The following is a 21043-nucleotide window of genomic DNA, read 5'->3' on the forward strand; positions in this document are numbered from 1 at the left end:
CCGCCATGGACCCGACGCTGCACGCCCTGCTGCTCGAGCGCCTCGCCGCCTCGGACCTGCCGGCGGCGGCGCAGGACGCGGTCGTCGAGGCCGCGGGGCCGCCGGCGACCGCGCCACCGGAGGGCCCGGAGGATGCGGCGGGCCCGAGCCCCGCGACCCTCCGAGGACCGGCGCGAGAGGTCTACCTGAGGTCCATCTCGGTCGAGGGCTTCCGCGGCATCGGCCCGCCGGCGACGCTCGCGCTCGACGCCCAGCCGGGGCTGACGATCGTCGTGGGACGCAACGGCAGCGGGAAGTCGTCGTTCGCCGAGGGCCTGGAGCTGCTGACCACCGGCGTCACGAAGCGCTGGGAGGATCGGACGAAGGGCTGGACCAGCACCTGGCAGTGCCTGCACCACGACGGGCCCACGCGGCTGCGGGCCGAGTTCGTGGTCGCCGGCGACGCGGACATGGTCGTCCTCGAGCAGACGTGGGAGCCCGGCGTCGCCTACACCGACGCGTCCGGCCGCGGCCCGGTCGCCGGCGCGCTCGCCGCCCGCGGCTGGGACGCGGCGCTGGGGAGCTTCCGCCCGTTCCTGTCCTACGCGGAGCTCGCGTCGATGTTCGACAAGCTGACGAGCCTGCCGGCGGCGCTCTCCCCCATCCTCGGCCTGGAGGACGTGGACGGCGTCCAGGAGCGCCTCGCGCAGGAGCGGCTCGCGATCGCCGCCGAGGTCAAGGCGCTCAAGGCCCAGGCCGACACGCTCGTCGCGCGCCTCGACCCCGGCGACCCCCGCCAGGCCGAGCTCGGTGACCTGCTGGCCGTCCGCCGGCCCGATGCAGACGCGGTGCGGGCGCACCTCGACGCCGCCCGCGCGGCCGACGTCCCGGCCGCCTCCGGCCCCGAGACGGCGGAGCTGCGCCGGGTCGCGGCGCAGTCCGTCCCGGACGACGAGGCGATCACCGCGGCCCACGCGGCCGTCGCCCGCACCGCCCGGGCGGCACGGAAGGCCGCGACGACCTCCGCGGCGCGCGACCTCGCGACCGCGGACCTGCTGGCCCGTGCGCTGGCGATCCGCGACCCGTCGCGCCTGACGGACGACTGCCCGGTCTGCGGCACGGTCGGCGTGCTCGACCCGGCGTGGGCCGACCAGGCCGCCGGCGCGGTCCAGGCCCTGCGCGCCCAGGCCGCCGAGCTCCAGTCCGCGACCCGCGCCGCCGAGGCCGCCGCGCGGGAGTGGCAGGCGCTGGCCGCTCGCCTCCTCCCGGCGGCCGCCGGGGACGCTGCGCCCGCGGGTCCCGGCGCCGCGGCAGGGGACGACGCGACCGCCCGCCCCGCCGCCGTGCTGGCCGCCGCCGCCGCGATCCGCGCAGCCGCCGACGAGGCGCGCGCGCGGCTCGACGCGCAGGACGGCGCCTGGCGCGCGGTCGCCGACGCCGCCGGCGCGTGGCTCGAGCTCGCCGCACGCGTCCAGCCCCTCGCGCCGCGCCACACGGCGCTCCAGGCGGCCGAGAAGTGGCTCAAGGCGGAGGCCGACACGCTGCGCAACGCCCGCTTCGCGCCGATCGCGCAGCAGGCGGTCGCGAACTGGGAGGTCCTGCGGCACGACTCGAACGTCGAGCTGCACGACATCACGCTGCGCAGCGTCGGGCGGCGGCGCGAGGCGACGTTCGACGTGCGGGCCGACGGGGAGACGGCGAACGCGCTCGGGGTGATGTCCCAGGGTGAGCTGCTCGCCCTGAGCGTGTCGGTGTTCCTCCCGCGGGCCGGCCTCGACGAGTCGCCGTTTCGCTTCGCGGTCATCGACGACCCGGTGCAGTCGATGGACCCGGCGAAGGTCGACGGGCTCGCCCGCGTGCTGAGCCGCAACGCGCGCGCCCGGCAGGTGGTCGTCTTCACGCACGACGACCGGCTGCCGGAGGCGATCCGCCGCCTGCGGCTGCCGGCCACCGTCCTGCAGGTGAACCGCCGCAGCCGCTCGCAGGTGAGCGTCGCGACGTCGCAGACCCCGCTGCTGCGGCACCTGAAGGACGCGAGGCACATGGCGCTCACCGAGCGGATCCCCGACGAGGTCCGCCAGCGCGTGGTCCCCACGCTGTGCCGCGGCGCGATCGAGGCGGCGTGCGCCGAGCTGGTCCGCCGCCGCGTCGTGACGGACGGACTGCACGCGAGCGCGGCGGACGATGCCCTCGCAGATGCGCGGACCCTGCGCGACCACCTCGCGCTGGCGCTGCTCGGGGACGCCACGACCCACGAGGGCCTGACGGACGTCCTGCGCACCCGCGCCGGGGCCGACGGGCCGATGCTCGTGAGCGCCCTGAACCAGGCCGTCCACGAAGCGCATCCCGGCTCCACCCTGCAGCTGCAGGAACGCACGAGCCGGCTCGTGCACGCGCTGATGGAGACGCCGTGAACGTCGCGGCGCTGCTCGCGTCCGCGCGGTCGATGATCGACGACCCCGAGCCGGCCACCACGTCCGTGTGGCCGCGCGGCGCCGCCGTGCTCACGCGGCAGGGGATCGAGACGACGCTCTCGGCCTACTGGACCCACCACGTGCCGGCGATGCGGCACGCGACCCGGTCCGAGCAGTGGCTGGCGCTGCCGTCCTACCTCGGCCGCAGCCCGGTCGTCCCGGCCGCGGAGTACTCGTGGGCCGCGCTGTCAGAGGCCTGCCACCACCGCGGCTACGAGGTCGGCCTGACGGCGGACGAGCTGCGCGCGCACGTCCAGACGGCAGAGGACTTCCGCCTGCTGGTGGGCGAGGCGGTCGTCGCGAAGGTCAGGGGCGCGGCGCCGGCGTCCTGAGCTGGGGCCGATAAGCGCGGTCGATGTGCCGCCAGGTACCGATGTGGCGCCCGGTGGCGCATCGGGCGCCCGCGGCCGGGCGGCGAAAGGTGCTACCCGAACAGCGGCGGGACCCCGTCCGGCAGCGGGCCCAGGTGCCGCGCGATCTCGGCCTGCGGGACGGTCGCCAGCGCCGGCGGCGACCAGGTGGGGCTGCGGTCCTTGTCGACGACCGCCGCGCGGATGCCCTCGACGAAGTCCGGCGTGTCCAGGAACGCGAGCGACGTCGCCCACTCGTGCTCAAGGCACTCCTCGAGCGAGTCCAGCGCCGCCGCGCGCCGCAGCGCCGCCAGCGTGACGGCGACCGACGTCGGCGACTGGCGCTCGACCAGGTCCGCGGCGGCGTGCGCACCGGTCTCGGGCCGCTCGCGCAGCCGCGCCACGATCTGGGCCGCGTCGTCGCCGGCGTAGCACTCGTCGATCCAGTCCCGGCCCTCCTCGAGCGTCGACCCGGGGATCTCCCCGCTGCGCATGCTCGCCGCGGTCAGGACGGTCGGGACGTCGGCCCCGGTGACCAGCGCAGCCGCGACCTCGTCGACCTCCTCGGCGGCGAGGAAGCTCCGCGCGAATCCGCACGCCAGGACATCGCCCGCGCCCACGCTCGCACCGGTCAGGGCGAGGTGCGTCCCCAGCTCGCCCGGCGCCCGCGAGAGCAGGAACGTCCCGCCGACGTCCGGCGTGAAGCCGATGCCGACCTCCGGCATCGCGAAGCGCACGCGCTCGGTGACGACGGCGTGGCTGGCGTGGGCGGCGAGCCCGACGCCGCCGCCCATGACGACGCCGTCCAGCACCGCCACGATCGGCTTGCCGTAGCTCGCGATGCGCGCGTTCAGCCGGTACTCCTCGCGCCAGAAGTCCATCACCGGCGTGCGGTCGGTCGCCAGCGCGGAGTCGCGCATCAGGATGACGTCGCCGCCGGCGCACAGGCCGCGCTCGCCCGCGCCGTCGAGCAGGACGCAGGCGACCGCGTCGTCCCCCTCCCACGCCGTGAGCGCCTCGTCGATCAGCCGGATCATCTCCAGCGTCAGCGCGTTGATGGCCCGCGGGCGGTTGAGCGTGATGCGGCCCAGGCGGCCGTCGGTGCTCACGAGGACGGGGCGTTCGGCGTCGGTCACGCGCCCATCGTAGATCCCCGATGATGGACGGATGAGAGCCGCTGTCGTGCGCACACCGTCAGGCCCGTTCACGGTCGAGGAGGTCCGGGACCCCTCGCCGCGCGCCGGCGAGATCATGGTGCAGGTCGCCGCCTGCGGAGTCTGCCACACCGACCTGCACATCCACGACGGGTCGGTCGCGTTCCCGCTGCCCTGCGTCCTCGGCCACGAGGTGTCCGGCACCGTCGTCGAGACCGGGGCCGGCGTCACCGGCCTGCAGACCGGTGATCGCGTCGTCGGCGCGTTCATCATGCCCTGCGGCAGCTGCGCGATGTGCGCGGCCGGCCGCGAGGAGTTGTGCGAGCCGTTCTTCGCCCACAACCGTCTCAAGGGCACGCTCTACGACGGCGAGACGCGACTGCACGACGCCGCCGGGGAGCCGCTCGCGATGTACTCGATGGGCGGGCTGGGCGAGCTCGCCGTCATGCCCGCGCTCGCCGCCGCCCGCCTGCCGGACGAGCTGCCGCTGATCGAGCCCGCGATCCTGGGCTGCGCGCTGCTGACCGCCTACGGCGCGGTGCGGCACGTCGCCGACCTGCAGCCCGGGCAGACCGTCGCCGTCGTCGGCGCGGGCGGCGTGGGCACGAGCATCGTCCAGGTGGCGCGCGCCCTCGGCGCGGGCCGGATCATCGCCGTCGACACGGCCGCCGACAAGCTGGCCGCCGCGACCGCGCTCGGGGCGACCCACGTCGTCAACGCCGCGGCCGGCGATGCCGCCGACGCCGTCCGCGAGCTGACCCGGGGCGCCGGGGCCGACGTCGTCTTCGAGGCGGTCGGGCTGCCGGCGACGTTCCGGCAGGCCACCGAGATCGTGGCCGACGGCGGACGCTGCGTCATGGTCGGCATCGCCCCCACCGGCCGCACCGCCGAGGTCGAGATCACGCGCCTGGTCCGTCGCAAGCTGCAGATCCTGGGGTCGTTCGGCGGGCGGCCGCGGGCCGACCTGCCGGCGCTCATGCGGATGGCGGCAGATGGGCAGCTGGACCTGCGCGGTGCGATCAGCGAGCGCTTCACCCTCGATCAGGCGGACACGGCGTACACCCGGCTGCGGGAGGGCACGATCGTCGGCCGCGCGATCATCGAGATGGACGCCGCGGCCTGACATCGCCGGGCAGGGCGGAGTACCCTAGGTCGCCCGCGAGTATCCCCCACCGCCTCCAGGAGAACCACCGCATGAAGACACGCTTCACCGAGACCTTCGGGATCGAGCACCCCATCGTCCAGGGCGGCATGCAGTGGGTCGGCCGCGCCGAGCTCGTCGCGGCCGTCGCCAACGCCGGCGCCCTCGGGTGCATTACCGCGCTCACGCAGCCCACCCCGGAGGACCTCACGAAGGAGATCGCGCGCTGCCGCGAGCTCACCGACAAGCCGTTCGGCGTGAACCTCACGATCCTGCCGTCGATCACGCCGCCGCCGTACGCCGAGTACGCGCAGGCGATCGTCGAGGCCGGCGTGAAGATCGTCGAAACCGCCGGCAACAACCCCGTCGAGTTCCTGAAGATCTTCAAGCCCGCCGGCATCAAGACCATCCACAAGGCCACCACCGTCCGGCACGCCCTCAAGGCCCAGTCGATCGGCGTGGACGCCGTCTCCATCGACGGCCTGGACTGCGCCGGGCACCCCGGCGAGGACGACGTCCCCGGCCTCGTGCTCATCCCCGCCGCGGCCGACCAGCTGGACTGCGTCCTGATCGCCTCCGGCGGCATCGCCGACGCCCGCGGCCTGGTCGCCGCCCTCGCCCTCGGCGCCGACGCGGTCAACATGGGCACGCGCTTCATGTGCACCGTCGAGTCCCCGATCCACGACAACATCAAGCAGCACCTCGTCCAGGCCGACGAGCGCCAGACCGACCTGATCTTCCGCTCCTACCGCAATACCGCGCGCGTGGCGAAGAACAGCGTCAGCCAGCAGGTCATCGAGATCGAGAAGGAAGGCCGCCCGTTCGAGGACGTCCGCGACCTCGTCTCCGGCGCCCGCGGCAAGACCGTCTACGAGACGGGCGACCCCGACGCCGGCATCTGGTCCGCCGGCCTCTGCCAGGGCCTGATCCACGACGTCCCGACCTGCGCCGAGCTGGTCGACCGCATGATGACCGAGGCCGAGGCGATCATCGCCGACCGCCTCAACGCGTTCGTCGGCAGCGCGACGGTCTAGACACGGACGTGGCAGCGCCAGCTGTCGAAAACCGACACCTGGCGCTGCCACCCCGTCCCGGTCAGTCCAGCTTGAAGCCGAGCTTCACCGTCACCTGGAAGTGGGCGACGGCGCCGTCCGCGATGTGCCCGCGGACGTCGCCCACCTCGAACCACTCGAGGTTGCGCACGGTCTGCGACGCCTTGGCGACCGCCTTGCGCACGGCGTCGTCGACACTCTCGGTCGACGACCCGGTGACCTCGATGCTCTTGTAGACGTGGTCGGACATGCTGCTCCTTCGGTTGCCTGCGGGACGCCTTCGGCCTACCCGGACTCGGCCGGCGTCACTCGGCGGACGGTCCGGCGCGCGCCGGGCGGGTAGGTTCCGCACCTGCGCCCGATGTCCCCTGAAGGCCCGAGCAGAGGAGAGCAACGTGTCTGACCCCCGTTCCGCCGGAGCTGCCGGCATCGCCCGCGGCCTGATCGGTGCCGCAGCCGACCGCGTCGCCGGTGCACGCGTCCTCGCCGGCGCCGGCGTGGTGCGGCCCATGCGGCCCGACAAGCTGCCACGCCTGGGCGTCGCCTACCTGACCCGCGGGGCCACGATCGGCACCGGCATCATCGCGGGCCGGATCCGGCATCCGGACGCGACGATGCTCCACGACGAGCTCGGGTCGCTCACGTTCGCCGACCTCGACCGCCGGACGAACGCGATCGCCACCGGGCTGTCGCGGCTCGGCGTCGACGCAGGCGACGGTGTCGCGATCATGGCCCGCAACCACCGCGGCTTCGTGGAGGCGGTCGGCGCGACGTCGAAGCTCGGGGCGGACGCGCTGTTCCTGAACACGTCGTTCAGCGGCCCGCAGCTGGCGGCCGTCCTCGAGCGCGAGCAGCCCGCGGCGGTGATCTACGACGCCGAGTTCGCCGGGCTGCTGGCGGACGCGGGGCCCGTGCGGCAGCGCGTGCTCGCGTGGACGGACGACGACGGCGCGCCGGACGACGCACCGACGCTCGAGCGCCTCGCCGCCGGCCCGTCGGCGGCGCCGTCCTCGCCGTCACGCCAGGGTCGCATGACGATCCTGACGTCGGGCACCACCGGCACGCCCAAGGGCGCCCAGCGCGGCAAGCTCGGGCCCGACCTCGCCACCGGGCTCCTGTCCCGCATCCCGCTGCGCGAGGGCATGACCACCGTGCTCCCGGCGCCGCTGTTCCACGCCTGGGGCCTCGCCGGCTTCGGCCTCTCGTCGATGCTGCTCGGCTCGCCGATCGTGCTGCGCCGCAGGTTCGACCCGGAAGCGGTCCTGGGCGACATCGAGCGGCACCGCGCCGAGGCGATGTTCGTCGTCCCCGTCATGCTCGCCCGGATCCTCGACCTGCCGGGCGAGGTCCGCGACCGCTACGACATCTCGTCGCTGAAGGTCGTTGCCGCCTCCGGGTCCGCGCTTCCCGGCGACCTCGCCGCGCGCTGGATGGACTACGCCGGGGACAACCTCTACAACATGTACGGCTCGACCGAGGTGACCTTCGCCACGATCGCCACCCCGGCCGACATGCGCGCGGCGCCGGGGACGGCGGGCAAGGCCCCTCGTGGCGTGGTCGTCCGGCTCTACGACGACGCGGGCGGCGTGGTCGAGCGGGGCGGGACCGGCCGCATCTTCGTCGGCAACAAGTCGCTCTTCGAGGGCTACACGGGCGGCGGGTCGAAGGACCAGATCGACGGCCTGATGGCCACGGGCGACATCGGCCGCTTCGACGAAGCGGGCCGCCTGTTCGTCGTGGGCCGCGACGACGAGATGATCGTCAGCGGCGGCGAGAACGTCTTCCCCAAGGAGGTCGAGGACTGCCTGCTGGCCCACGCGGCGGTCGGCGACGCGGCCGCGATCGGTGTCGACGACGAGCAGTTCGGCCAGCGGCTGAAGGCGTTCCTCGTCCGGACGGAGGGCGTCGCGGACACACCGGGGGACGACGAGCTGAAGGCGCACGTCAAGGACAACCTCGCGGGCTACAAGGTCCCCCGCGAGTTCGTCTGGCTCGACGAGCTGCCGCGCAACGCGACCGGCAAGATCGTCAAGCGCGAGCTCGCGGAGGCGGACGCCGACTGACCCGGGTCAGCGTCGGCTCGCGGTCCAGAGAACCCATGAGGTTCTCTGGGCCACACGCCGCGCCGGGGACGGCGTCGTCAGACGGCGGGCGGCGGGTCCTGCCGCGCGAGCGCCGCGTCGATCGCGGCGGCGAACGACATCCAGCCGAGGAACGGATAGCGCTCGCCCGACTCGGCCTCCACCTCACCGACGAGCGGATCGCGGCCGCTGACCTGGAGCTTCAGGGAGAGCGGCGTGTCGTCGTTGCCCGCAGGGTTCAACATCCTGGGGCGACGGTACGCGCGCCCCGCGGCCGTCGCATCGGTGTCGCGTCCCTGATCTTTACGACGGCGCCCGCGGTCAGCCGCGCCGCGCCGGCTTCCTGAACGTGTTGCGGCGCCGGGGGTCCGTCTCGCCACGGTCGACGCGGCCGTTGTGGTTGCGGTCCTCGCGCCCGTCGATGCGGCCGTCGCGGTCGGTGTCCCTGCGTGCCGGGTCGGTGCGCGTGCGGGGGTCGCGGTCGGGGCGCCAGCGGGTGCGGTTCGTGCCGCGGGCGGGGGTGACGACGCCCAGCTCGACGCCGTCGGCGATACCGTCGCCGTCGCTGTCGCGGTTCTTCGGGCTGGTGGCGCGCTCGGCGCCGTCGGGGAGCCCGTCCTCGTCGCTGTCGGCGTCGGTCGGCGACGTGCGGATGGCCCGCTCGCGCACGTCCGACAAGCCGTCACCGTCAGTGTCCCGGGGCGGCCTCGGCGGCTTCGGCTCCATCACCGGCGGCACGGGATCCACCACCGGCGGCGCGGGCGGCGGCGGAACCGCCACCGGGGGCGGGACCGGCAGCGCCTGCCAGTCGGGCGACTCCTCGACGGCAGGGCTCCCGTAGAGCAGCCGCTGGCGGGCGCCGTCCGAGTCCATCAGCCAGATGTCGCCCTTGGGCTCCTCGCGCCCGCTGGTGAAGACGATCTGGGTGCCGTCCGGCGACCACGCAGGCCCTTCGTCGTGGAACGCGTTGTCGGTCAGCCGGCGCTGACCGGAGCCGTCAGCGGCCATCGTCCAGATCTCGTCCGCCGCGGCCGCGGCGGGGTCCACGTCGGGATCACCCGGGACGCTCACGCGCTCGAACGCGATCCGCGTCCCATCCGGCGACCACGCGGGAGCCGACTCCCAGCGGCCCGTGCCGGCGGTCAGGTTCACCGGGCTCGAGCCGTCGGCGTTCATCACCCAGATGTCCGGGTCGCCGGCGCGGTCGGACCGGAACGCCACGCGCCTGCCGTCGGGCGAGTACGCCGGGTAGCGGTCGTCGGCAGCGTCCGCGGTGAGCTGGACCGGGTCCCCGCCGTCCGTCGCCCGGACCGACCAGACGTCGTAGTTCCCCGCGTCGCGGTTGGACCGCACCAGCAGCCGCGTCCCGTCGGGCGACCAGCCCGGCTGGGTGCTGAACCGCAGGGCGCCGGTGGTGTCGGTGACGCGGCGGGCGCCGGTGCCGTCGAACCCGCTCGTCCACGACTCCTCGTCGCGCGGCGAGGTGACCGCCGTCTTGTAGGCGACGCGCGTCCCGTCCGGGGACACCGACGGCTGCTGCTCGCGCAGGGTCGTGTTCGTGATGTTGCGCGGCGGGGAGCCGTCGAGCGGCAGGGCATAGATATCGCTGTCGCCGTCCTGCGTGCCGGAGAAGACGATCGCCCCGTTGGCGCCCGGGAAAGCGGCGTGGGCCGGGGCGGCCGCACACGCGGCACCGGTGGCGGCGAGCCCGAGGGCACAGCAGCGGATCGCGAGGCTGCGGATCATCCGCGCAGTATCGCGCGCGCACACAGCAGCGCGGGGACGCCGGCCGGCGGGCGGTCAGCCGGTCGCGGCCACCGGGATCGTGGCCCGCACCCGCAGCCCGGCCCCCGGTGCGGTCGTGAGCTGCCACGACCCCGCCGCCGCCGTGACGCGCTCCTGCGCGAGCGTGAGGCCGATGTGGCCCTCCGCACGTGCGGACGCGAGCCGGTCGGGGTCCGCGCCGACCCCGTCGTCGGCGACGTCCACCAGCAGGGCCTCGGCCTGCCTTAAGACCAGCACGGTGACGGTGCCGGCGCGTGCATGCTTGGCGGCGTTCGTCAGCAGTTCGCGCACGAGCGCGCAGACCGCATCGTCCGCGGCCCCGGCGGCGCGTGGGTCCACGTCGAGCCGGACGTCGAAGCCCCCGCGCTCGCCCAGCGTCCTGGCGAGGAGGTCGAGGCGTGCCTCGAGCCGGTCGGTCGGCCGGTCTTCGACGTACATCGTCCCGAGCGCCTCCCGGAGGAACCCGAGTCCCTGCTCCAGCAGACCCCGCGCCGAGGCGAGCGCGCGCTCCTCCGGGTCCCGCGGGACGACCTCGTGCAGGTCCTGGCTCGCGGCGAGCAGCAGCTGCAGGCTCTCGTCGTGGAGCGCCTCCGCCAGGCGCTGGCGTTCGCGGTCGGCGGCGATCAGCGCCTCCTGGTGCAGGCGCATCGACGTCTGGTGCGCCGCGCGCTCCTGCCGGCGCAGCCGTTCGATCCGATCGAACATGCCCGCCAGCAGGTGGTCGGCCTGGACGGTGAGGTGGTGCACCGTCGACAGCGGCGGGGCTGCGGCCGCATGGCGCAGCATCTCCGCCGCGCCGGGCGGGATCCGGTCGTCGAGGACGTCGGTCACGTAGCGGACGGCCGCGCGTGTCACGTCCGCGTCGGTCGTCAGCACCGCCTCGAACGTGCGCATCGACTCCGGCACGTCCGACGCCGCGTCCTGGAGATCCAGGCCCGCCAGCGTCACGCTGAGGGTGGGGCCGAGCGCGATCACGAACCACTCGTCGATCATCGGGTCCTGCGGCAGCAGGGCAGCGCCCCCCGCAGCGACCATCGTCGCCACCGGGAGGAAGACAGGGACGACGGTGACGCCCGGGACGGCCGCGAGCGCGTCGTAGCGTTCGTGCTCCACCATCCAGTGGCGCTGCAGCTGGAAGCACGACACGAGGACCGTGCCGGCACCGGCGGTGTCCACGAGATCCTCGATCAGGTGGCTGGCGATGCTCATCGCACTCTTGGACACCACGGTCCGCGGCACGTGCGGCCGCAGCGCGCAGAGGGTCGCGTGGAGCGTGCCCCCCAGGTCGCGATCCGGCGTCACCGAGCCACCCACGGTGCACCGACCGCGTGTGGCGACCGAACTGGTTCGCGGTACGTCTGCATGGTGCGTCCGCCAGGTTGCTGAAGTCCCGCAGATCCCCGGGTCGACGGGAACCTGCTGTCCTCGAGCGAGGAGACGCAGGTCCCGGAGACGATCCAGATCCTGCGCCCATCAAGCGTATCCGCTCCGCACGTCCGTGGGCACGCCGGGATCGCCTGCCCGCGGCGGGCGCGACCGCTGAGGCGGCGGGACGATGTCCATCGCCGCCGTGGTCGGCTCGCCGCACGGTCGCTCGAACGCTCCCGAGCAGCCCGGCGCACAACTTCACGGCCCGAAAACGCTGCGCTTGCTGCAGCTTCGTGTCGTGGTTCCGCCCAGCCCGTTGAATGGGCGCATGGACCTGACGCGTGTCGCCACCGAGATGCTGGCGGCGATCCCCGCGACGACGCTGTTCGGCATCGATGTCATCGCCGCCGGCGACGGCACCGCCGAGCTGACGGTCGCCCCGTCCCCTGCGGCGCTCGACGCCCTGGGCTGCCTCCACACCAGTGGCCTGGTCGCCCTGGTCGACAGCACCAGCATGGCGGCGATCATCAGCGCGGCGCCCGACGAGGACCACCCGTACGGCCTGGTGCCGGCGGTGCTCGACCTGCAGATGACGCTCGTCCGCCCGGCGCGTGGCCGCCTGACCGCGCGCTGCGTGCTGGGCGAGGCGGCGACCCGGGCCGCGGTCGCCTTCTACGACCGCGAGCGGAGGACGACGACGATCGCGACCCGCACGCAGATCACCGACGGCGAAGGTCTGGTGGTCGGCGACGGCCGCGCGACGTGGGCCCTGCACCGCACCGAGTCGCCGCTCGACACGTCGGACCACGTGGGGCGCTCGTCCGGGTCGGGCGCGCGACGGGTCCGGGCGCCGGGCCGCCTGCGCGGCGCCGCCCGCTGAGCCCGCCGCTCGCCCCGGCCCGCCTCACCTCGCGGGACCGCGGCCGACGCGCGTCCGCCCACAGCCTGGCCCCCGCCTGCTGCGTTCAGCGCAGCCCGAGCGTGCGCGCCTGCAGGTCCGCGAGCGCGTAGACCGCGCGCAGCATGGGCGCCGCCACTCCGACGGCATCGGCGACCTCGATCACCGCTGCGCCCAGCGCGTCGAGCTCCAGCCGCTTCCCGGCCTCCAGGTCCTGCAGCGTGGAGCTCTTGTGGTCCCCCAGCCGCGCGGTGATCCGCAGGCGCTCGTCGACGGAGATCTGCGGGCGGGCACCGGCGGCGCCGGCGATCTCGACGACCTCGCGCATCAGCGTCGCGACGATCGGTCCCGTCCCGGCGTCGTTGACCATCGTGCCGAGGCCCGCACGCGTGAGCACGCTCACCAGGTTGATGGACGCGTTGCCCATCAGCTTCGTCCAGATCTCGGCACGGATGTCCGCGGTCCTGCGGACGGGGAAGCCCGCGTGCTCGAGCGCCCGGGCCACCTGCTCCAGGCGCGGCGACGAGGTTCCGTCCGGCTCCCCCAGGATCAGCCCGGCCTCGGGCCGCGTGGCGACGACACCCGGCGCGAGGATGCTCGCCCCAAGGTAGACGACGCACCCGAGGATGCGCTCCGGCGGCAGGAGCGCAGAGACCGCACCGCCCGGGTCGATCGACTCCAGGCGCGTGGATGCGCCGTCGTCAGCCCGGCCGTGGAACTGCCAGTACGGCACGCCGTTCTGCGCGGCGACCACGGTCGTGTCCGGTCCCAGCAGCCCCTGCAGCGCCGGACCCGCCGCGACGACGTCGTGGACCTTCACCGCGAGGATCACCACGTCGACCGGCCCGACCTGGCCGGTGTCCTGCACCGCGCGCACCGGGACCGTGCGCTCGCCGTCGGCCGACACCAGGCGCGCGCCGTCGCGGACCAGCGCGTCCAGGTGCGCGCCACGGGCGACGAGCGTCACGTCGGCACCGGACTCGGCCAGCGCCGCGCCGATCCACGTCCCGATCGCCCCGGCGCCGAGGACGGCGAAGCGCAGGCGGGTGGGTGTGTCGGCGGCCATCGGCCGAGTCTATGTGCGCCCGGCTATAACGATCGTTATCATCGCTGGATGGCCACACGCGGCGTCACTGTCCTCCGGGGTTCCGTCCAGACCCTCGCCGATACCGCCGAGCGCGCGGAGAGGGCCGGTTTCCACAGTGTGTGGACGCCCGAGTTCTACACGCGCTCCAGCGTCGTCACGCTCGCCGCGATGGTCGCGAAGACGAGCACGATCCGCGTCGGCACCTCGATCGCCTACGCCAGCGGTCGCTCGCCGCTGATGCTCGCCACCGAGGCGCGCAGCCTCGACGAGCTGTCCGGCGGCCGCCTCGTCCTGGGGCTCGGGCTCGGGACCAAGCGCATGATGGAGGACTGGCACGGCCTGCCGGGCGACTCCCCCGCCGTCCGGATGGAGGAGCTCGTCCCGCTCCTGCGGCGGCTGTGGCGCCTGCACGAGGGCCCGGTCGCGCACGAGGGCCGCTTCTACCGCTGCAACGTGGTGCCGACCGCCGAGGTCGACGAGCCGCTCCGCACCGACATCCCGGTGTTCACCGCCGGCGTCAGCCCGCGCATGGTCCAGACCGCGGGCCGCGTGGCCGACGGGCTGCTGGGCCACGTGCTCTTCTCCCCACGGTACGTCGAGGAGGTCGTCGTCCCCGCCATCGACGAGGGCCGCCGCAAGACCGGGCGGGAGGACGCGCCGGTCGAGAAGGTCGGCATCGTCATCACGTCGGTGTCCGACGACGCCGACCAGGCCCGCCGCGAGGTCGCCGGCCAGATCGGCTTCTACTGCGCCCCGAAGTCCTACGGCGCGCTGCTCGAGATGTCGGGCTTCGGCGAGGCGGGGGACAAGGTCCGCACCGCGTTCGCGGCCCGCGACTTCGCCGCGATGACCGCCGCCGTCACCGACCCGATGATCGACGCGATCGGCGTCGCGGGCACACCGTCGGAGGTCCGCACGCAGCTCGCCGCACTCGAGGACGTCTACGACCACGTCGTCCTCTACCCGCCGAGTTTCCAGCTCTCCCCCGAGCGCTGCGACGAGCTCGCAGCCACCCTCGCGGACGAGTTCGGCGCTTAGCCCAGGTCCGTCCGGCCCCATGGGCGGGTGCGGGTCGGGCAATGTGTCCAGACAGCCTGCGCGTGCCGGCGTGGCGCCTGTTAGCGTCGGACGGGATGAGCGGACCTGCGGACCTGGCAACCCGACGCGCTGCCCTCGAGGCACGGCACCCGGAGTGGACGCCGCGCACGCTCTGGGGGCTGCTCGAGCGCTATGCGGACGAGTTCCCCGACCGGCCGCTCGTGATCACCGACGAGCGGACCATCACCTACCGCGAGTGCCTGGAGTGGGCGCGACGGCTCGGCGACGGGCTCACGGCGCTGGGCGTCACGGCGGGCGACCGCGTCGGCCTGCTCATGGCGAACCACCTCGAGTTCGTCCCGCTGAAGTTCGCGATCGCGCGGGCCGGCGGCGTCGCGATCCCCTTCAACTTCCTCTACAAGGCCGACGAGCTCGCCTACGTCCTCGGGCAGTCCGGGTGCAGCACGCTGATCACGATGACCGGCTTCGCGGACCTCGACTACCTGGCGATGCTGGACGAGATCGCGCCGGGCTGGGAGCAGGGCGGTCCCGCGGCCCTACCCGGCCTCGCGACGGTCGTGCAGCTGTCCACCGACGGACGGACCCGCGACGGCGTGCGGACCGTCGACGAGCTCGACGCGCTGGGCGCCGAGCACCCGACCGCCGCCCCGGCGGCGGTGGCCCCCGAGGACCTCGGCGACATCCTTTACACCTCCGGCACCACCGGCTCGCCGAAGGGCGTGATGATCCGGCACGACGCGGTCGCGCGGACCGGCTACGCGTCGGCGCTGACCCGCGGCTTCGAGGACGGGCGCCGCATCCTCTTCTCGCTGCCCTGCTACCACATGTTCGGCTACGTGGAGGGCCTGCTGGCCGCGCTGTTCGTCGGCGGCGCGATCATCCCGCGGACCGCGTTCAGCCCGGCCGACTACTTCGACGCGATCGAGCGCCATCGCGCGACCGACATGCTCTGCGTCCCGACGATGACGGTCGCCCTGCTCGAGCACCCCGACCGCCACACACGCGACGTCTCGTCCCTGTTCGCGCTGCTCTCCGGCGCGGCGCCCGGGCCGACGTGGCTGTGGGAGAAGGCCCGCGCCGACGTCGGCATCACCGAGATCACGACCGGCTACGGCATGACCGAGTGCGGCGGGGCGACGACGCTGACCCGTCCGGACGACATGCTCGAGCGCCACTCGACGACCGTCGGCCGCCCGAAGGACGCCGGGGTCGCGAGCACGGAGGCGATCGGCGGCCCCCTCTGCCTCTACGCCACCGTCGACCCGGTCGGCGGACAGCGGCTGGACGCGGGGGCCGAGGGCGAGCTGATCTCGCACGGGCCGACGCAGATGCTCGGCTTCTGGGACAAGCCGGCCGAGACCGAGCTCGCGCTGCGCGGCGGCTGGGTCCACTCGGGCGACCTCGGCCGCATCGACCTGGACGGCTACCTGGTCCTGACGGGCCGCAGCAAGGAGCTCTACAAGAGCGGCGGCGAGCTCGTCATGCCGAAGGAGGTCGAGGCCGTCATCGGCGAGGTGCCCGGCGTGAGCCAGGTCTACGCGGTCGGCGTCCCGGACGACCGCTGGGGCGAGGTCGGCTGCGCGTTCATCGTGACCGAGCCGGGCGCCGAGGTCGACCCGGCCGCGGTGCTGCAGCACTGCAAGTCGCGCCTGGCACGCTTCAAGGTCCCCAAGCACGTGCTCGCCGTGGCCGCGGAGGACCTGCCGACGACCCCGACCGGCAAGGTCCAGAAGTTCCGGCTGACCCAGCGCGCGACCGAGCTGCTGGGCGCCGGTCAGGCCCCGCGCTGATCGGCGCGGTGCCAACGTCCCCTTACGCGGCGGGCCGTCGGGGTAGCCGGGTGGGATGCCAGAGATCACCGCCCACAAGGGCCTTCTGAAGACCACGAAGCTGCACGCCGAGGACACCGGCGGCAGCGGCCGGCCAGTCGTCCTCATCCACGGCTGGCCACTGTCCGGTGCCTCCTGGAGCGAGCAGGTCCCTGCGCTGACCGCGGCCGGCTACCGCGTGGTCACCTACGACCGGCGCGGCTTCGGTCAAAGCGACAAGCCGGCCACCGGCTACACCTACGACCACCTGGCCGAGGACCTCCACGCCGTGCTCGAGGAGCTCGAGCTGCGGGACGTCACGCTCGTCGGCTTCTCGATGGGCGGCGGCGAGGTCGCGCGCTACGTGGCCAGGTACGGCGAGGACCGGCTGCACAGCGTCGTCTTCGCGTCCGCCGTCCCGCCCTACATGCTGAAGACGGGGGACAACCCGAACGGGCCGCTGGAGAAGGGCACGGCGGCCAAGATGGCTGCCTCGCTGACGGCCAACCAGGACGAGTTCTACGACGGCTTCACCACCGACTTCTTCTCGGCGGACGGCGAGCTGAAGGTCACCGAGGCCCAGCGGCAGGACGCGCTCGCGCTGACCAAGCAGGCGAGCAAGGTCGCCGCGCTGCAGTGCATGACCTCGTTCGGCGCGACCGACTTCCGAGAGGACCTGCCGAAGGTCACCGTCCCGACGCTCGTCGTCCACGGTGACAGCGACGCCACGGTCCCGCTCGAGGGCTCAGGACAGCGGACCCACGCCGCAATCGCCGGCAGCGAGCTGCACGTGATCGCGGGCGGTCCGCACGGCGTGAACGTGAGCCACGCCGAGGAGTTCAACGCGGCGCTGCTCGCGTTCCTGCAGCGGTAGGCCGGCAGCACGGACGGGCCCGGTCCACCGGTCGCCCGCCGCCTCCCCGCCGGTCCGTTGTCCGTCGTTCGTCAGGCGGTGACTTCCTCGGCCCCGCCGTGCTCCTTGTTCCACTTGATCGACGACAGCAGGCCGGCACCGATGAACGCGACGCCGAGCAGGCCGGTGATGACCTCGGGGATGTGGAAGTGCGCCGACATGAGCAGGATCGCCGCGAGCGCGCCGATGGCGTAGTGCGCGCCGTGCTCCAGGAAGCGGTAGTCCGACAGCGTCCCCTTGCGCACGAGGTAGACGGTCAGCGACCGGACGTAGAGCGCGCCGACACCGAGGCCGATGGCGATGAGCACGACTTCCTTGGTGATCGCGAACGCGCCGATCACGCCGTCGAAGCTGAACGACGCGTCGAGGACCTCGAGGTACATGAAGGACGCGAACGCGGCCTTGCCCGTGAGGCCGACGACGGCGCCTCCCACGCCGCTGGAGCCCTCCTCGGTCGCACCTTGGGTGCTGGCTTCCAGCAGGTCCGCGATGCCGCTGATCACCACGTAGGTGGCCAGGCCGATCGCGCCGGCGAGGAGGATGTCGAGCTTGTCCTGGCTCTCGTCGACGAACGCCTGCGTCAGGAGCAGCAGGACGAGGCCGATACCGATGGCGAGGCCGTTGACGCCGCCGAGGCGGGCGAGGCCGCGCTCGACCGGCCCGAACCAGTGGATCTCCTTCTCGTCGTCCATGAAGTAGCTCAGGAAGACCATGAGCAGGAAGGCGCCACCGAAGGCCTCGATCGAGAGGCTGGCGTCCTCGAGCTTCTCGCCGTACTCGTCGGGGTCGTTGAAGGCGAGGTCGATGACCTCGCCGGCGCCGAGGCCCGCCGTGATGGCGACGATCGCGATCGGGAAGACGAGCCGCATGCCGAAGACCGCGATCAGCACGCCGACCGTCAGGAAGAGTTTCTGCCAGAACTCCGAGAGGTTGCGGACGACGGTGGCGTTGACGATCGCGTTGTCGAAGCTGATCGAGATCTCGAGGACGATCAGCAGGAGGACGATCGCCACCGTCCCGGCTGTCGGGTCATAGACGAACGCGGCAACGACTGCGAGGACCGTGATGACCAGGTCGACGCGGAAGAATCTAAGGAGTTCCACATAAATGATTATGCGGAACGAACCTAAAGTCTGTCGCTCGGGTCCGTGCGCGCGCGGCAGCGGACCCCGGCGGACGGGTCAGCCGAGCTGCGCCGCGAGCAGCCGCAGGGCTCGCAGCGCGAACGCCTGCATGTTCGCGACGCGGTCCTCCGACCCGGTGAGCACGTGCTCGGTGGCCCCGGCGCCGTCGGGACCGGCGACCGCGAGCCACGCGTGGCCGGCCGGGTCGCCGTAGGGATTGCCGCCGGGTCCGGCGGCGCCGGTCTCCCCGATCGCCCACTCCGTGCCGAACTTCGCCGCCGCGGACGCCGCGAGGTACTGCGCGAACGGCTCGCTGGCGCTGCGGACACCGGGATTCAGCGGCACGACCCCGCCGATCGAGGCCCGCGCCCCCTCGAGCGTGTACACGACGACACCGCCCCGGTAGTACGCGGACGCGCCCCCGACCGAGAGCAGCGACGCCGAGATGAGCCCGCCGGCGGACGACTCGGTGACCGCGATGCTGTGGCCCCGCGCGATCAGCGACGAGGCAACCGTGGCGGCCGCGGTGGTCAGGTCGTCGGTGAGCATCCCGCCACGCTACCCGGCGACGCCGAGTCGCCCCCGGCGGCGCAGCCCGGACCGGGTCGGTCTGGACCGGCCGTCGCCGTCGTCGCCCGTCAGCTCTCGGCCTCGAGGAGCTCGTCGAAGAAGACGGCGATGCGGTCCATCGCCGCCGCTGCGGCGCGCAGCTCGTCCGGGCCGAACCCGGCGAGGGCGGCCTGCCAGCGCGGCTCGATCTGCGCGCGGCGCTCGGCCACGACGGCGGTGCCGCGGTCGGTCAGGGCCGTGAGGACGACGCGACGGTCGTGCGCCGCCCGCCGGCGCCGGACCAGCCCCGCGGCCTCGAGCCCGTCGAGCATCTGGGTCACGGTCGCCGGCGTCAGGTCCGCGTGACGGGCGAGGTCGCGCGAGGCGAGCTCGTCCTCACGGGCGAGGCTGAAGAGCAGCCCGTACTGCGCGAAGCTCAGCTGGTCCTGCCGGTGGGTCTCGCGCCCACGGAGCCGCCGGGACGCGGCCAGCAGCGTCCGCAGCGACTCGCCGACCGCGTCGACGTCGGACGCGGTGCCCGGGGGCGCGTGGTCCGTGGTCATCGCGTCACGGGCTCGGCGAACGGCACGGCCTCGGGCGACGATGGCGGCGGGGGCGTCACCGGCGGCGGCGGGCCGTCCGCCCGGGCAGCCCGCTCGGCCCGGAGCAGCACGACGCACGGCACGATCGCTGCGGCGGCGAGGCCGGCGGACACCCAGAACGCCGTGCCGTAGGCGGAGGCCTGGTCGGCGGGGGTCTCGGCGCCGCTCAGGGCCCGCTGCAGGACCACGGCGAGTACGGCGGTGCCGATCGAGCCGCCCACGCGCTGCAGCACGTTCAGCTGCGGCGTCGCGTGCGGCAGGTCGGCCCGGTCGAGCGAGGCGAACGCCGCCGCCATCGCCGGCATGAACGCGAACGCCATCCCGATGCCGCGCAGGAACATGGCGACCGACAGGCCGAGGACGGACGTGTCCGGCCCGATGAGGCCGAACGGGATGGTGGTCACGGCGGTCAGCGTCACGCCGAACAGCGCGAGCGGTCCGCCGCCGTAGCGGTCGGTGAGCTTGCCGGACAGGGGCATGAACAGCGCCATGCCGAGGCCCTGCGGCGCGGTGAGCAGACCGGTCGCGGTCGCGCTCTCGCCCCGGACGTCCTGCCAGTACAACGGCAGCAGGATCATGCCGCCCATCAGCGCGGCGCCGAGCGAGAACATCGCGAACGACGCCGAGGAGAAGGTCGGCCGGCGGTACAGCCGCACGTCCAGGAGCGGGAAGCGGGTCCGCAGCGCGTGCAGGACGAACAGCACGACAAGGGTCGTGCCGACGATGGTGGGCACGAGGACCCGCGGCCCGGTGAAGCCGCCGGTCTCGCCGACCTCCGCCAGCCCGTAGGTCACGAGCGGCACCCCGAGCGTCAGCAGCACGAGGCCGCGCACGTCGAGCGGGTCCACCGCGCCTCGCGGGCCTGCCGGCAGCACCCGCAGCGCCGCGACGACCGCGAGGATCCCGAACGGCACGTTGACGAAGAAGATCCAGCGCCAGCTCAGGTGGTCGACGATGAGGCCGCCGACGGTGGGGCCGAAGATCGGTGCCAGCATCATCGGCACCCCGACGATGCTCATGACGCGCCCCATCTGCTTGGGGCCGGCGGCCTCGGCCATCATCAGCTGGCCGATCGGGAGCAGCATGCCGCCCGCAGCGCCCTGCAGGACCCGGAACGCGATCAGGGAGCCGGTCGACCAGGCCAGGCCGCAGAGGGCCGAGCTCGCCGTGAACAGGATCAGCGTCGTCACGTAGACGCGCTTGGCCCCGAGACGCCGGGCGGTCCACCCCGTCAGCGGGATCACCGCGGCCAGCGCGAGCATGTAGCCGGTCACGACCCACTGGATGTCGGCGAGCGTCGAGTCGAGCTCACGGCCCAGGGTCTGCAGCGCGACGTTGACGATCGTGGTGTCGAGGATCGACATGATCGACCCGAGGACCACGACGAAGCTGATGCGCCAGATCTCGGGGCTCAGCGCGTCGCCGTCGTCGGCAGCGGCGACTTTCTGACGGTTCCTGATCATCAGGTGCCGAAGCATAACGCGCGGTCGAGGGCGTTGGACCCCGGCCTCACACCCCCCCAGGCGCTGAACGTCGATTTCCCCGCGTCAGGACGCGGGAAGACGGACGTTCGGCCTTAGGGGGGCGGGGCGGGCCGCGGCTGCAGCACCCGACCGCCA

Annotated in this window: 19 protein-coding genes; 9 read left to right on the forward strand and 10 right to left on the reverse strand. The window is 73.7% G+C overall.

The window, feature by feature from the left end; genetic code table 11:
• Window positions 1-5: 5 nt before the first annotated feature.
• Together DSM112329_RS20720 and DSM112329_RS20725 are read left to right on the forward strand one after the other, a co-directional pair.
• A complete protein-coding gene (locus DSM112329_RS20720) occupies window positions 6-2393 on the forward strand; it encodes an AAA family ATPase (RefSeq protein ID WP_354702511.1) in 2388 nt (795 codons plus the stop codon).
• On the forward strand, window positions 2390-2785 hold the full coding sequence (locus DSM112329_RS20725; protein ID WP_354698458.1) for a hypothetical protein: 396 nt from the start codon (window positions 2390-2392) through the stop codon (window positions 2783-2785). The genes DSM112329_RS20720 and DSM112329_RS20725 overlap by 4 nt, the downstream gene beginning before the upstream one ends.
• A gap of 92 nt (window positions 2786-2877) precedes the next feature.
• On the opposite strand, the gene DSM112329_RS20730 is transcribed toward DSM112329_RS20725, so the two are convergent.
• Entirely contained in the window at window positions 2878-3939 is a 1062-nt protein-coding gene (locus DSM112329_RS20730; protein WP_354698459.1) for an enoyl-CoA hydratase/isomerase family protein, read from the reverse strand.
• A gap of 31 nt (window positions 3940-3970) precedes the next feature.
• On the opposite strand from DSM112329_RS20730, the gene DSM112329_RS20735 reads away from it, so the two are divergent.
• Both DSM112329_RS20735 and DSM112329_RS20740 read left to right on the forward strand, forming a co-directional pair.
• Window positions 3971-5080, forward strand: a complete 1110-nt coding sequence (locus DSM112329_RS20735) for a zinc-binding dehydrogenase (protein WP_354698460.1) — start codon at window positions 3971-3973, stop codon at window positions 5078-5080.
• A 41-nt stretch (window positions 5081-5121) separates the two neighbouring features.
• Complete coding sequence (locus DSM112329_RS20740; protein WP_354702512.1) at window positions 5122-6132, forward strand: nitronate monooxygenase family protein; 1011 nt, start codon at window positions 5122-5124, stop codon at window positions 6130-6132.
• Between the two features lie 61 nt (window positions 6133-6193).
• Here DSM112329_RS20740 and DSM112329_RS20745 read toward each other — a convergent pair whose 3' ends face one another.
• Entirely contained in the window at window positions 6194-6400 is a 207-nt protein-coding gene (locus DSM112329_RS20745) for a dodecin (protein ID WP_354698461.1), read from the reverse strand.
• Window positions 6401-6545: 145 nt separating this feature from the next.
• Between DSM112329_RS20745 and DSM112329_RS20750 the strand changes: the two genes are divergently transcribed.
• Complete coding sequence (locus DSM112329_RS20750; RefSeq protein ID WP_354698462.1) at window positions 6546-8213, forward strand: AMP-binding protein; 1668 nt, start codon at window positions 6546-6548, stop codon at window positions 8211-8213.
• A 77-nt stretch (window positions 8214-8290) separates the two neighbouring features.
• On the opposite strand, the gene DSM112329_RS20755 is transcribed toward DSM112329_RS20750, so the two are convergent.
• The 3 genes from DSM112329_RS20755 to DSM112329_RS20765 all read right to left on the reverse strand — a co-directional run bounded on the left by DSM112329_RS20755 (window position 8291) and on the right by DSM112329_RS20765 (window position 11330).
• On the reverse strand, window positions 8291-8476 hold the full coding sequence (locus tag DSM112329_RS20755; protein WP_354698463.1) for a hypothetical protein: 186 nt from the start codon (window positions 8474-8476) through the stop codon (window positions 8291-8293).
• Window positions 8477-8552: 76 nt separating this feature from the next.
• Window positions 8553-9977 (reverse strand): hypothetical protein, encoded by a 1425-nt coding sequence (locus DSM112329_RS20760; RefSeq protein WP_354698464.1) that lies wholly within the window; start codon window positions 9975-9977, stop codon window positions 8553-8555.
• A gap of 54 nt (window positions 9978-10031) precedes the next feature.
• Window positions 10032-11330, reverse strand: a complete 1299-nt coding sequence (locus DSM112329_RS20765; protein WP_354698465.1) for an ATP-binding protein — start codon at window positions 11328-11330, stop codon at window positions 10032-10034.
• Between the two features lie 241 nt (window positions 11331-11571).
• Here DSM112329_RS20765 and DSM112329_RS20770 point away from each other — a divergent pair, with 241 nt between their 5' ends.
• Complete coding sequence (locus DSM112329_RS20770; protein ID WP_354698466.1) at window positions 11572-12264, forward strand: hypothetical protein; 693 nt, start codon at window positions 11572-11574, stop codon at window positions 12262-12264.
• 85 nt (window positions 12265-12349) lie between these two features.
• Here DSM112329_RS20770 and DSM112329_RS20775 read toward each other — a convergent pair whose 3' ends face one another.
• A complete protein-coding gene (locus DSM112329_RS20775; protein WP_354698467.1) occupies window positions 12350-13348 on the reverse strand; it encodes a 2-dehydropantoate 2-reductase in 999 nt (332 codons plus the stop codon).
• A gap of 138 nt (window positions 13349-13486) precedes the next feature.
• Between DSM112329_RS20775 and DSM112329_RS20780 the strand changes: the two genes are divergently transcribed.
• The 3 genes from DSM112329_RS20780 to DSM112329_RS20790 all read left to right on the forward strand — a co-directional run bounded on the left by DSM112329_RS20780 (window position 13487) and on the right by DSM112329_RS20790 (window position 17110).
• Window positions 13487-14407, forward strand: coding sequence for an LLM class flavin-dependent oxidoreductase (locus DSM112329_RS20780; RefSeq protein ID WP_354698468.1), 921 nt, complete (start codon window positions 13487-13489; stop codon window positions 14405-14407).
• A gap of 95 nt (window positions 14408-14502) precedes the next feature.
• On the forward strand, window positions 14503-16218 hold the full coding sequence (locus DSM112329_RS20785) for an AMP-binding protein (protein WP_354698469.1): 1716 nt from the start codon (window positions 14503-14505) through the stop codon (window positions 16216-16218).
• A gap of 55 nt (window positions 16219-16273) precedes the next feature.
• On the forward strand, window positions 16274-17110 hold the full coding sequence (locus tag DSM112329_RS20790) for an alpha/beta hydrolase (protein ID WP_354698470.1): 837 nt from the start codon (window positions 16274-16276) through the stop codon (window positions 17108-17110).
• Window positions 17111-17181: 71 nt separating this feature from the next.
• Here the strand turns inward: DSM112329_RS20790 and DSM112329_RS20795 are convergent, their stop codons facing one another.
• The 4 genes from DSM112329_RS20795 to DSM112329_RS20810 all read right to left on the reverse strand — a co-directional run bounded on the left by DSM112329_RS20795 (window position 17182) and on the right by DSM112329_RS20810 (window position 20887).
• A complete protein-coding gene (locus DSM112329_RS20795; protein WP_354698471.1) occupies window positions 17182-18252 on the reverse strand; it encodes a DUF475 domain-containing protein in 1071 nt (356 codons plus the stop codon).
• A 78-nt stretch (window positions 18253-18330) separates the two neighbouring features.
• The gene (locus tag DSM112329_RS20800) at window positions 18331-18822 is read right to left on the reverse strand and encodes a CinA family protein (RefSeq protein ID WP_354698472.1); all 492 of its coding nucleotides are present in this window, start codon (window positions 18820-18822) and stop codon (window positions 18331-18333) included.
• An 89-nt stretch (window positions 18823-18911) separates the two neighbouring features.
• Entirely contained in the window at window positions 18912-19385 is a 474-nt protein-coding gene (locus DSM112329_RS20805) for a MarR family transcriptional regulator (RefSeq protein ID WP_354698473.1), read from the reverse strand.
• Window positions 19382-20887 carry a DHA2 family efflux MFS transporter permease subunit gene (locus DSM112329_RS20810; protein WP_354698474.1) on the reverse strand — a complete coding sequence of 502 codons (1506 nt, stop codon included), beginning with the start codon at window positions 20885-20887 and terminating at the stop codon, window positions 19382-19384. Before DSM112329_RS20810 ends, DSM112329_RS20805 begins: the two co-directional genes overlap by 4 nt.
• Between the last annotated feature and the right edge of the window lie 156 nt (window positions 20888-21043).

Origin of the sequence: Paraconexibacter sp. AEG42_29, from assembly GCF_040581415.1 — a bacterium.
Lineage (GTDB): Bacteria > Actinomycetota > Thermoleophilia > Solirubrobacterales > Solirubrobacteraceae > Paraconexibacter.

Coding starts and splice junctions, on each gene's coding strand:
- DSM112329_RS20720 (WP_354702511.1), top strand. CDS start 6: ATGGACCCGACGCTGCACGCCCTGCTGCTCGAGCGCCTCGCCGCCTCG.
- DSM112329_RS20735 (WP_354698460.1), top strand. CDS start 3,971: ATGAGAGCCGCTGTCGTGCGCACACCGTCAGGCCCGTTCACGGTCGAG.
- DSM112329_RS20745 (WP_354698461.1), bottom strand. CDS start 6,400: ATGTCCGACCACGTCTACAAGAGCATCGAGGTCACCGGGTCGTCGACC.
- DSM112329_RS20755 (WP_354698463.1), bottom strand. CDS start 8,476: ATGTTGAACCCTGCGGGCAACGACGACACGCCGCTCTCCCTGAAGCTC.
- DSM112329_RS20760 (WP_354698464.1), bottom strand. CDS start 9,977: ATGATCCGCAGCCTCGCGATCCGCTGCTGTGCCCTCGGGCTCGCCGCC.
- DSM112329_RS20770 (WP_354698466.1), top strand. CDS start 11,572: ATGTCCATCGCCGCCGTGGTCGGCTCGCCGCACGGTCGCTCGAACGCT.
- DSM112329_RS20775 (WP_354698467.1), bottom strand. CDS start 13,348: ATGGCCGCCGACACACCCACCCGCCTGCGCTTCGCCGTCCTCGGCGCC.
- DSM112329_RS20785 (WP_354698469.1), top strand. CDS start 14,503: ATGAGCGGACCTGCGGACCTGGCAACCCGACGCGCTGCCCTCGAGGCA.
- DSM112329_RS20790 (WP_354698470.1), top strand. CDS start 16,274: ATGCCAGAGATCACCGCCCACAAGGGCCTTCTGAAGACCACGAAGCTG.
- DSM112329_RS20800 (WP_354698472.1), bottom strand. CDS start 18,822: ATGCTCACCGACGACCTGACCACCGCGGCCGCCACGGTTGCCTCGTCG.
- DSM112329_RS20805 (WP_354698473.1), bottom strand. CDS start 19,385: ATGACCACGGACCACGCGCCCCCGGGCACCGCGTCCGACGTCGACGCG.
- DSM112329_RS20810 (WP_354698474.1), bottom strand. CDS start 20,887: ATGATCAGGAACCGTCAGAAAGTCGCCGCTGCCGACGACGGCGACGCG.